Source organism: Massilia sp. 05N420 (assembly GCF_056397205.1).
The window spans coordinates 67,434-77,317 of record NZ_JBFTMX010000024.1; the positions used below are offsets into that span (position 1 = coordinate 67,434).

The following is a 9,884-nucleotide window of genomic DNA, read 5'->3' on the forward strand; positions in this document are numbered from 1 at the left end:
TTTAAAATGCAGATTTAACGTTCAAAAAAATGCCCGCGAAGCGAGCACCTACTTCTCTTCTTTCCAAGTCTATGAGACAGCCTTGGCTGTCTCACTCTTGTTCCCACTCCAGAACATCCGGTGCATGCGAATCACCTGTTCGCCGGTCGCGCCCGAGGTGGCGTTGGCCAGCGTGTAGCGGTCCATCGCCTCGTAGAAGGCGCGCATCCCGGCGCGCAGCATGCCGCGCAGCTGGCAGTCGAGCTTGAGGGCGCAGTCCGTTCCCTCGCAGTCGACCAGTTCATCGTCCTCGCCTTCCAGCTTGCGCAACACCTGGCCGATGGTCAGGGTGCTTGGGTCGGCCGCCAGGCGCAGGCCGCCGTTGCGTCCGCGCGTCGCCGTGATCCAGCCCAGCTTGGCCAGCTGCCCGACCACCTTCACCAGGTGGTTCAGCGGGATGTCGAACTGGGCGCCGATCTCGGCAACCGTCACCGGGTGAGGGCGTTCGCCGGCCCGCTCCAGGTAAATGAGCACGCGCAGGCCGATATCGGAAAAGCGGGTGAGGCGCATCGTTTGGTCTTCGTGAAAACACAGGTATTCTACATAAATATGCATAAAAAATGCATCTTTGAGGGAATATTTTTTCTGGGCATTGCAAAATGTTATCTATAAGTGGCCAGCAACTGGCCCTATAATCGCAGGCTTTGGAAGTGCGACCAAAGGACACGCCGTGAACCAGACATTGGGCCAGAAGCTCTTTAGAACCAAGACGTCCGAGCGCAAGCTCGACGACGCGTCCGCCCACGGCGGTGGGCTCGGCCGCACGCTCGGCCTGTTCCCGCTGACCATGATCGGCGTCGGCGCCACCATCGGCACCGGCATCTTCTTCACCATGGTCGAAGCGGTGCCGAAGGCCGGCCCGGCGGTGGTGCTGTCCTTCCTGCTGGCCGCAATCACCGCCGGCCTGACCGCGCTGTGCTATGCCGAGCTGGCGGATCGCGTGCCGGCCTCCGGCTCGTCCTATTCCTTCGCCTACGCCACCGTGGGCGAATTCGCCGCCTTCGTGGTCGCCGCCTGCCTGCTGCTGGAATATGGCTTGGCCGCCAGCGCCACCGCGATCGGCTGGTCCGACTACCTGAACAACTTCCTGCAGAACGCGATCGGCTGGCAGATCCCGGACGCCCTGCGTTCGCCGATGATCGTCTCGGGCAAGAACGGCATCGAATTCCATGCCGGCCACATCAACCTGCCGCCGATCCTGCTGGTGGTGATGTGCTGTGTCCTGCTGATCCGCGGCACCAAGGAATCGGCGGCCACGAATGCCATCATGGTCATGATCAAGCTCGTCATCCTGATCTTCTTCGCGGCGATCGCCCTGACCGGCTTCGACATCAATAACTTCCACCCCTTCTTCGCGGCGAAGGACGGCCACAGCCTGGGCGGCATGGCCGGCGTGACGGCGGCGGCGGGCACCGTGTTCTTCTCCTTCATCGGCATCGACACCATCGCCACCGCCGGCGAGGAAACCCGCAACCCGACCCGCGACGTGCCGCTCGGGATCCTGATCGCCCTCTTGATCGTGACCGTGTTCTACATGCTGGTGGCGGTTGCCGCCATGGGCGCCCAGCCGGCCCATATGTTCGAGGGCCAGGAAGCCGGCCTCGCCGTGATCCTGCAGAACGTGACGGGCAAGGCCTGGCCGGCACTGGTGCTGTCGGGCGGCGCCGTCATCTCCGTGTTCTCGGTGACCCTGGTGACGATCTACGGCCAGACCCGCATCCTGTATGCGATCTCGCGCGACGGCCTGATCCCGAAGACCTTTCAAAAAGTGAACCCGCGCACCCAGTCGCCGGTGGCGAATACCCTGATCGTCTCGATCGTGGTGGGCATCGTGGCCGGCCTGGTCGACTCCACCTTCCTGTGGGACATGGTGAGCATGGGCACTCTGGTCGCCTTCATGGTGGTGTCGGTGGCGGTGCCGGTCATCCGCCGCAAGCAGAAGGAAGAGGACAAGCGCACCGGCCGCAAGGGGTTCCGCGTGCCTTTCGGTCCCTACCTGGTGCCGGGCCTGTCGATCCTGGCCTGCCTCTACCTGGTGCTGGGCCTGTCGCCGATCACCTATACCGTGTTCGCGGTGTGGATGACGGTGGCGGTCCTGACCTATTTCGGCTATGGGGTGCGCAACAGCCGCTTGAACAGGGCCGGGGCGCAGAAGACGGAGTTGACGCACTAAAGCCGTCGTTCCCGCGRAAGCGGGAACCCATGCTGAGTATCAGAAACCGGTGCACAAACAAAAAGCCGGGTACTTGTAAAGGTACGCGGCTTTTTCATTTGCGCTGACTTCGGGCACTCAGCATGGATCCCCGTTTTCACGGGGATGACGGCTCACACGCGCCGCAGCTTACTTCTGCATCCTGTAACGCTCCAGCCAATGCGCATACGGCGCCGGCAGCACCCAGGTCGGGCGGTCGATGCCCAGTTCCTGCGCGGCCTGCAACGGGTAGTGCGGATTCGCCAAGTGGGCGCGGCCGACCATCACCAGGTCGAGCTGGCCGTCCGCCACCGCGCGCTCCGCCAGCTGCGGGCCGTCGAAGCCCCAGGCCGAGGATACCGGCAGGCCGCTTGCTTCGCGCACCCGCTGGGCCACCGGGCCCAGGAAGGCCGGGCCCCAGGGGATGTCGACGTCGGCGATGGTGAAGCCGACGCTGACGCTCAGCATGTCGAGGCCGCGCGCGCGCATCATGCGGGCCAGCTCGATCGATTCGTTCAGGGTCTCCTCTTCCTTGCCGTCGTACTCGATGACGCCGAAGCGCGCGGTCAGCGGCAGGTGCTGCGGCCAGACTTCGCGCACGGCCTCCAGGGTCTCGAGCAGGAAGCGGCTGCGGCCCGTGAAGTCGCCGCCGTACTGGTCGGTGCGGTGGTTGGTGTGCGCCGAGAAGAAGCTCTGGCCCAGGTAGCCGTGGGCGAAGTGCAGTTCCAGCCACTCGAAGCCGGCGGCCAGCGCGCGCCTGGCGGCGGCCACGAAATCGGCCTTCACGCGCGCGATGTCGTCCAGCGTCATTTCCTTCGGCACCTTCGGCAGGCCGCCACCGTAGGCGATCGCCGACGGCGCGATGGTGTCCCAGCCGTAGGGCGCATCGGACGGGATGTGGTCGTCACCTTCCCACGGGCGGTTGGCGCTGGCCTTGCGGCCGGCGTGGCCGATCTGGATGCCGGCGACGGCGCCGCCGGCGCGGATGGCAGCGGCGACACGGGCCATGCCTTCGACCTGGGCGTCATTCCACAGGCCGGTGCAGCCCGGGGTGATGCGGCCTTCCGGCGATACGGCCGTTGCTTCGACGATCACCAGGCCGGCGCCGCCGCGCGCGATGCCGGCATAGTGAACCTGGTGCCATTCGTTGACGAAGCCGTCGTTGGCGCGGTACTGGCACATCGGCGGCACCGCGATGCGGTTGCGCAGGGTGAGATCTTTGAGGCTAAAGGGAGTAAATAAGGCTGACATGTGTTCTGTGATTGATGGTCTGGCCGCGGCCCATGCCGCGACGGGGGACGAGATATCCCTCACGAAAGCCTAAGCCTTGGCAGCCATAATGTACACTAATGTGAACTTATTATTGCCATAAAAATTGCTTATGCTAAACCCGCAATGGCTGCGCAGCTTCGCCACCTTGGCCGAGACCGGCAGCTTTACACGCACGGCCGGACGCCTCGGCTTGACGCAGGCGGCGGTCAGCCAGCACGTCAGCCACCTCGAAGATGCGCTTGGGCCGCTCCTGGTCCGCCGCCCGCGCCAGATCGAACTGACGCCGGCGGGCCGGGCGCTGCTCGACTATTGCGCGGAGCTCGGGCAGGCCGACAAGCGCCTGCAATCCCGCCTCACCGACGCCCAGGCCGACAGCGGCGAAGTCAGCCTGGTCACGCCCGGCAGCATCGGGCTGGCGCTGTATCCGGTGCTGCTCGACTTGCAGCAGGCACACCGCGGCCTGGTGATTCGCCACCGCTTCGCGCCCGACACGGAAGCGCGCGATGCCGTACTGAACAACACCTATGAGCTGGGCCTGGTCACGCTCAAGCCCGACGATCCGCGCCTGGCCTCCGAAGCCTTTATCGAAGAACCACTGGAACTGCTGGTGCCGGCCGCTGCCAGGGCGGACAGCTGGGACGACCTGGCGACGCTGGGTTTCATCGATCACCCGGACGGCCAGGCGATGGCTACGCGCCTGCTCAGCCGCCAGTTTCCCGCCAACCCGGGCGTGCACACGCTCCCTAGGCACGGCTTCGTCAATCAGATCGGCTTGATCCTGGAACCGGTAGCACGGGGCTTCGGCTTCACCGTGCTGCCGCGCCACGCGCGCCTGGCGTTTGCGCGCCCGGATGCGATCCGCGTGATCGAGGGCTGCGCGCCCGTCGTGGACCGGCTGTGGCTGATCTACCGGGCGGAATGGCCGCTGCCGGCGCGGGCACTGCGGCTGGTCGAGCACATGCGGCGGGCCTGCCTGCAAGGGGGCGCGTAGTCGACGGGCCGCCGCTGCCGGCGCCGCAATGCAAAAAGCCACGCGCCTTGCGGCAGCGTGGCTTTTTGCAATGGACGCCGCGAAGCGTCCACCCAGGCGCTTACTTGACGCCCATTTCCTTCAGCAGGTTGTCCGCGTGGTCGACCTTGTCCATGTTCCACAGGATGTAGCGGATGTCGACCTGGATGTCGCGCGTGGCTTCCTTGTTGAAGTCCCAGTCCGAGATGATGGAATCGAGGGTGCCGTCGAAGGCCAGGCCGATCAGCTCGGCCTTCGAGTTCAGCGCAGCCGAACCCGAGTTGCCGCCGGTGATGTCCAGGGTTGCCAGGTAGTCGACCGGCACGGTCTTCAGCTTCGGATCGGCGTAGTTGCCGAAGTCCTTGGCGCGAATCGCGGCCAGCTGCTTCTCCGGTGCGTTGAATTCGCCTTCGCCGGTGTGCTTGGCAACCACGCCCTTCACGGTGGTGAAGGCGGTCCAGGAACCGGTGCCGTCGGCGCCGTAGCTGCGGCCCTTGACGTTGCCGAAGGTGACGCGCAGGGTCGAGTTGGCGTCCGGGTAGACGGCCTGGCCGCGGCTGTTCATGTAGGCGATCTTGGCCTTCATGTAGCTGGCGTAGGCTTTCTGGATGTTGCCGCCCAGTTCCTCGTCCTCGGCTTCTTCCTTGCGGTCGGCGTCGTACAGGGCGACGGCGGCCTTGATGAAGGCGTCGTTGCTGGACTGGAAGTCAGCCGGCGACTTGTTCAGCCACTGGACACGGAAGTCCTTGTTCTGCAGCTGCGAACCGGCGTACAGCTTGTCCAGCGCGGCCTTCAGTTCGGCTTCGCTCATGCCCGGCTTGATGCCCAGCGCGGCGTCGAAGGCGGCGTTTTCATTACCCGGCTGGGCGCGATTTTGCTCCACATATTGCTTCAGGAAGTTCAGTACCAAAGCCTTGTCGACCTTCTCGTCGTAGGTGCGGTCCTGGCCGGTGATGCTCGACGTCAGGCGCGGCATGTCGCGTTCCTGGTAGCCCGACTTGCGCTCGGCATCCGGCTTGGTGCGCTCGTTGGCCAGGCGGTACAGGGCGCGCGCCGAGTTCAGGAAGCGCGGGGTCGAGTAGCTCAGGAAGAACTCGCGCTTGATCTTGGCGTCGCGCTCGGCGATCAGCTTCTCGACGGTGTCGATGTCGGCGCCGAATTCGGCTTTACGCTGCGGGTTGGCGTTGACCCAGGCCTTCAGCGCATTGTGCTCGGCGGTCTTGCGCGCCAGGATGTCGCTGCCTTCGTAGCTGGCGATCATGCCCTTGCGGTTCTTGTAGTAGTTGTTGACGCCCGCGACCTGGCCGGCGTACTTCAGCTTGGCGGCCGGATCGTTCTTGGTCTCGCGCTCGATGATCGCCAGGGTCTCGCCCGACGCCTTCACGAAGGCCGGGTAGTTCCAGTCGAAGGTGAACGCCACTTCCGACGGCAGGCGGTGACGGTTGGTGCGGCCCGGGTAGCCCATGGCCATGATGAAGTCGCCTTCCTTGACGCCTTCCTTGGCGATCTTCAGGAAGTGCTTCGGCTTGTACGGCACGTTATCCTTCGAGAACTCGGCGGCCTTGCCGTCGCGGCTCACGTAGGCGCGGTAGAAGCCGTAGTCGCCGGTGTGGCGCGGCCACATCCAGTTGTCGGTGTCGCCGCCGAATTTGCCGATGCCGACTGCCGGCGCGTGCACCAGGCGCACGTCGCGGATTTCCAGCTGCTTGATGCGGTAGAACTCGAGGCCGCCGTAGAAGCTCGGCACGGTGCAGCGGTAGCCGGCGTCTTTTTCGCACTCGGCCACCAGCGCCTTCTGGTTCTTCTCGATCGCTTCGACGCGGGCCTTGCCGGTCAACTTGGCGACTTCCGGGGTAATCACGCGGTTGGTGACGTTCGCCACTTCCTCGGTCACGAACACGCGGCTGCCCGGCGCGGCCGGCAGTTCCTCGTCCATGCTCTTGGCCAGGAAACCGTTCGCCAGCAGGTCGCGCTGCGGGGTCGAGTTGATCGCCACGCTGTTGTAGACGCAGTGGTGGTTGGTGATCACCAGGCCCTGCGGCGAGACGAAGGAAGCCGAGCAGCCGCCCAGGCTCACGATCGCGCCCGCCGGGAATTCGGTCAGCTTGGTCAGGGTGGCCGGGTCGAGCTTGAGGCCGGCGGCTTTCAGTTGCTTGGCTACTTGTGGCAGCTGCTGCGGCATCCACATGCCTTCGTCCGCCTGTGCGGCGAAGCTGGTCAGGATGGCGAGCGCGAGTAATGTTTTTTTCATTCGCATCTATCGGTTGTTGAATTGTTTTCCCACGGGCTCCGCAGAGCTCGCGACAGTATGCGTATGTGAAAAACCAGCGTCAACCCATATTTGCCACTTTGTAATTACAGCTGCGCACCGATCAGGTCGGCCAGTTTGCCCGCCGCCTTCTCGTGCAGCGGACGGTTTTCCCACTGCTGCAGCGAGACCGGCTTCGCGCGGCGCCAGTCGCCTTCGAAGACCGCTTCCTGTTGCTTGGCGAAGACCGGATCGAGGACGTTCAGGTTGGCTTCGTCGTTCAGGCTGAAGGAGCGGCTGTCGAAGTTGGTGGAGCCCACCGACACCAGCAGCGAATCGACCACCAGCGCCTTCACGTGGTACATGGTGGGCTGGTACTCGGCGATCCTGATGCCGGCCGCGAGCAGTTCGCCCCAGCGCTCGCGCGAGGCGGCGCGCACCACGTCCGAGTCGATGATCTTGCCGGGCGTGATGATGCGCACGTCGACCCCGCGCTTGGCCGCCGCGACCAGGGCCCGCACCGCCAGGTCGTCCGGCACGAAATACGCGTTCGACAGGTGGATCGTGTGGCGCGCGGCGGTGATCGCCAGCAGGTACATCAGGTGCATGCTCTCGCTGCCGCCGGTGATGGAACTGGAAAACATCTGCGCCGCCGACTCGCCCTCGTGCTTCAGGGCCGGGAAGTAGGCGTCGCCGTCGAGCACGGTGCCGGTGGCCTTGGTCCAGTTGTCGTTGAACACGGCCTGCATCTGGCCGACCGCCGGGCCCTCGACGCGGAAATGGGTGTCGCGCCAGTGGTCCTCGTCCTGGCCGTGGCCGCGCCATTTGTCGGCGATGCCGACGCCACCCGTAAAGCCGATGCGGCCGTCGACAACCAGCAGCTTGCGGTGGGTGCGGTTGTTCAGCCGCGCCAGCTTCCACCACACCGGCTTGTGGTAGCGGTGCAGCTCGACGCCGGCGCTGCGCATCTGCTCCATTTCGGCATTACTGATCTTCATGCTGCCGATCCAGTCCAGCAGGACGTGGACCTTGACGCCGGCGCGCGCGCGTTCCGCCAGCGCTTCCGTGAATTCGCGGCCGATCGAGCCGGACCAGTAGATATAGGTTTCGAAGGTGATGGTGTGCTGCGCCTCGCGGATCGCCTTCAGCATGGCGGGGAAGATCTGGTCGCCGTTCAGCAGGACCTCGACCTTGTTGCCTTCGACCAGGGGCGGGCCGAGCAGCACGCCGAGGGAGCGGCGGAATTGCGGGTCGTTGGTGTCGTACTGGCGGGTCAGCTGGGTCTCGATCTGTTTTTCGTTCGGCATGAGGTTGAGCGCCAGCAGGCCGACCACGAGGGTGGCGATGCAGGCGATCAAGGCAACGATGGAGCGACGTATACGCATGGAAATATTTTAGACACAAAAAAAACCAACGCCGGAAAGAGCGTTGGTTTTAACCGAAGTAGCGCACTGCTTAGCGGACGCGGCCGCGACGCAGCAGATTCACGATGGCCAGCAGGATCACGGCGCCCAGGAAGGAAACGAGCAGCGACGAGACACTGAAGTCGTCCGCGTTGATGGTGCCGGAACCGAACAGCGGGGACAGCAGCCAGCCGCCCAGGAAGGCACCAACGATACCGACCACGACATTGAGAATCATGCCTTGTTCAGCGTCCGTCTTCATGACCATGCTGGCGAGCCAGCCGAGAATACCACCGACGACGATCCAGATAATGAATAACATGTTGATTCCTCCTCAAGTTGGAAAAACATACTCCAGGCCAATTGATTGCCGAGGCCATGGGCAAAGTCTAGTGATGCGTACGTACCCGGGTCGGTGCGGCAACGTACGTTAGACGCGCAAAGTGCGACGACGTTCTCTTGATGCTTGGAATGTCCGGGCAAGGGTGCGTCAGCGAACAGAAGCGCACTGCTGGGCAGGCATATCGTTGCTTCCATTGCACTACCCGATTTTTAGAAAACACGTATCCAATACGTGCCTGGCACACCGACCTTGAGAGGACACACTATGAGCATCTTCGACACCGACAAGCAGAACAACCAGAATCGCATGGTCACCGGCCTGTTCCCGGACCGCGCCAGCGCCGAACGCGCCTACAGCGCCATCTCGACGCGCGGCTATACCAAGGACGACGTCAACCTGATGATGTCGGACTCGACCCGCAAGACCCATTTCAACGACACCGAAACCGAGCTGGGCAGCAAAGCGGCTGAAGGCGCCGGCGTCGGTGCCGGTATCGGCGGCACCATCGGCGCCGTGCTGGCCGGCGTGGCCGCGCTGGGCACCACCCTGGTGCTGCCGGGCCTGGGCCTGGTGGTGGCGGGTCCGCTGGCGGCCGGCCTGGCCGGCGCAGGCGCGGGCGGCATCACCGGCGGCCTGATCGGCGCACTGATCGGCGCCGGCATCCCGGAGGAGCGCGTCAAGCACTACGAAGAAGGCATCAACCAGGGCGGCATCCTGATGGGCGTGAATCCCCGTTCGGATGACGACGTCGAATACATCCAGCGCTCCTTCACCGATAACGGCGGCTCGCACGTGATCGGCACCGGCATCGGTGCCCTCGCCGGCGCGGCCGTGGGCGCGGGCATCGGCTCGGTCGCCGGCCCGGTCGGCACCCTGGCGGGCGCCGCGATCGGCGGCATCACCGGCGGCATGGCCGGCAAGGGCGCCGGCGAAGTCGTGAACCCGAAAGCGGGCGACGACCTGGGTGAACACTACATGGCCAAGGGTGTGGGCGCGGGCGCCGGCGCGGCAGTCGGTGCCGCCGCCGGTGCGGTGGCCGGCCCGATCGGCATGGCGGCCGGCGCCGCGATCGGCGGCCTGGCCGGCGGCGCTGCCGGACGTGGCGCGGGCGAAGTCGTGAACCCGCATGCGGAAGACCGCCTGCATGAACACAACCTGGCGCAGGGCACCGGCGCTGCCGGCGGCGCGCTGGCCGGTGCTTCGATCGGCGCCGTCGGCGGCCCGATCGGCGCGGTGGCTGGCGCGGTCGTCGGCGGCATTGCCGGCGACATGGCCGGCAAGGGCGCGGGTGAAGTCGTGAACCCGAAACCGGGCGACCAGCTGCATGAGCACAACCTGGCCGGCGGCGTCGGCGCGGGCGGCGGCGCGGCGGCCGGTGC

At 65.2% G+C, this 9,884-nt stretch carries 8 protein-coding genes; 3 read left to right on the top strand and 5 right to left on the bottom strand.

The genetic code is table 11. The annotated features are described in order from the left end of the window. Positions 1-69: 69 nt before the first annotated feature. A complete protein-coding gene (locus AC1DIX_RS16800; RefSeq protein WP_477325860.1) occupies positions 70-549 on the bottom strand; it encodes an RrF2 family transcriptional regulator in 480 nt (159 codons plus the stop codon). Positions 550-709: 160 nt separating this feature from the next. On the opposite strand from AC1DIX_RS16800, the gene AC1DIX_RS16805 reads away from it, so the two are divergent. Continuing rightward, on the top strand, positions 710-2,212 hold the full coding sequence (locus AC1DIX_RS16805; RefSeq protein ID WP_477325862.1) for an APC family permease: 1,503 nt from the start codon (positions 710-712) through the stop codon (positions 2,210-2,212). A 168-nt stretch (positions 2,213-2,380) separates the two neighbouring features. On the opposite strand, the gene AC1DIX_RS16810 is transcribed toward AC1DIX_RS16805, so the two are convergent. Then, positions 2,381-3,481, bottom strand: coding sequence for an NADH:flavin oxidoreductase/NADH oxidase (locus tag AC1DIX_RS16810; protein WP_477325864.1), 1,101 nt, complete (start codon positions 3,479-3,481; stop codon positions 2,381-2,383). Positions 3,482-3,611: 130 nt separating this feature from the next. On the opposite strand from AC1DIX_RS16810, the gene AC1DIX_RS16815 reads away from it, so the two are divergent. After that, entirely contained in the window at positions 3,612-4,493 is an 882-nt protein-coding gene (locus tag AC1DIX_RS16815; protein ID WP_477325866.1) for a LysR family transcriptional regulator, read from the top strand. A gap of 100 nt (positions 4,494-4,593) precedes the next feature. On the opposite strand, the gene AC1DIX_RS16820 is transcribed toward AC1DIX_RS16815, so the two are convergent. The 3 genes from AC1DIX_RS16820 to AC1DIX_RS16830 form a co-directional block, all read right to left on the bottom strand. Next, positions 4,594-6,762, bottom strand: a complete 2,169-nt coding sequence (locus AC1DIX_RS16820; protein ID WP_477325868.1) for a S46 family peptidase — start codon at positions 6,760-6,762, stop codon at positions 4,594-4,596. A gap of 104 nt (positions 6,763-6,866) precedes the next feature. Further along, positions 6,867-8,144 carry a cardiolipin synthase gene (cls, locus tag AC1DIX_RS16825; protein WP_477325870.1) on the bottom strand — a complete coding sequence of 426 codons (1,278 nt, stop codon included), beginning with the start codon at positions 8,142-8,144 and terminating at the stop codon, positions 6,867-6,869. A 70-nt stretch (positions 8,145-8,214) separates the two neighbouring features. Further along, on the bottom strand, positions 8,215-8,484 hold the full coding sequence (locus tag AC1DIX_RS16830; protein WP_036170652.1) for a GlsB/YeaQ/YmgE family stress response membrane protein: 270 nt from the start codon (positions 8,482-8,484) through the stop codon (positions 8,215-8,217). 285 nt (positions 8,485-8,769) lie between these two features. On the opposite strand from AC1DIX_RS16830, the gene AC1DIX_RS16835 reads away from it, so the two are divergent. Beyond that, positions 8,770-9,884: hypothetical protein (locus AC1DIX_RS16835; RefSeq protein WP_477325872.1), on the top strand; the 1,115-nt coding region annotated here is incomplete at its 3' end.

Bases quoted from the DNA above. Each gene is read 5' to 3' on its own strand.
- AC1DIX_RS16800 (WP_477325860.1), bottom strand. From the start codon at position 549: ATGCGCCTCACCCGCTTTTCCGATATCGGCCTGCGCGTGCTCATTTAC.
- AC1DIX_RS16830 (WP_036170652.1), bottom strand. From the start codon at position 8,484: ATGTTATTCATTATCTGGATCGTCGTCGGTGGTATTCTCGGCTGGCTC.
- AC1DIX_RS16810 (WP_477325864.1), bottom strand. From the start codon at position 3,481: ATGTCAGCCTTATTTACTCCCTTTAGCCTCAAAGATCTCACCCTGCGC.
- AC1DIX_RS16815 (WP_477325866.1), top strand. From the start codon at position 3,612: ATGCTAAACCCGCAATGGCTGCGCAGCTTCGCCACCTTGGCCGAGACC.
- cls (WP_477325870.1), bottom strand. From the start codon at position 8,144: ATGCGTATACGTCGCTCCATCGTTGCCTTGATCGCCTGCATCGCCACC.
- AC1DIX_RS16820 (WP_477325868.1), bottom strand. From the start codon at position 6,762: ATGAAAAAAACATTACTCGCGCTCGCCATCCTGACCAGCTTCGCCGCA.